Source organism: Vibrio sp. 10N.239.312.D08 (assembly GCF_041466145.1).
GTDB lineage: Bacteria > Pseudomonadota > Gammaproteobacteria > Enterobacterales > Vibrionaceae > Vibrio > Vibrio crassostreae_C.
Genome location: NZ_JBFSSD010000022.1, coordinates 63,614 through 64,305 on the forward strand (window position 1 = coordinate 63,614; position 692 = coordinate 64,305).

Sequence of the window (692 nt, forward strand, 5' to 3'; positions counted from 1 at the left end):
AGTGGATGAGACAGTACCTACGAACTCACGCCCTGAAAGTTCAGCACCACAGTCGGTGGCTCAAACGGGTACAGTAGCGCCAGCAACACAACTGGCGAGTGCTCCTACTCAAAAGGCAACTGATGCTGTTGCAAATACACAACGCCCTAATACTTCAGAGAAGGAGACGGGAACAAATCAGACCCAATTGGTGAATGCATCCACTGACTCCAATAACGGTAATCAAGGCACGGGAACTAGTGAGGACTCTCAAAATGATTACAAAATGGGGAATCAGACCAAACTAGCATCACTCAACGACACTGATTCAAGTTCGCCTTCTGTTACCGGAAGCGGTTCAATGGACCTAGCATTATTGGAGTCTTCACAGTTCAGTGGTATGGCTGATGGAGATAAAGAGATTGTGATGGAGGCTATTGCTAGTGGCCAACTTACTGCTGATGAAGGCATTGAAGTGTTCAATGCGGTTCAAAGTGGAGAAATTAACTCAGATGAAGCTATTCAGATAGCTAACGGGACAAAGGAATTGCCGAGCGCCCGTAATGAAATGTTGGCTTCTACTGGCTCTAGTCAGTCGAATAGTGACCTTACTGCGAGCTCAGATAATGACATGGGATCGGCGCTTACAGGTGCAGACAATGAGTTCATCTCTAAAGAAAGCGATGCACATTTAGCGTCAAGGAACTTTGAAG

The 692-nt window shown here is 46.4% G+C and carries 1 protein-coding gene; it reads left to right on the forward strand.

Features of this window, described 5'->3' with window-relative positions:
- On the forward strand, positions 1-692 hold a 692-nt coding region (locus AB6D58_RS13455), incomplete at both ends, for a hypothetical protein (protein WP_372157521.1).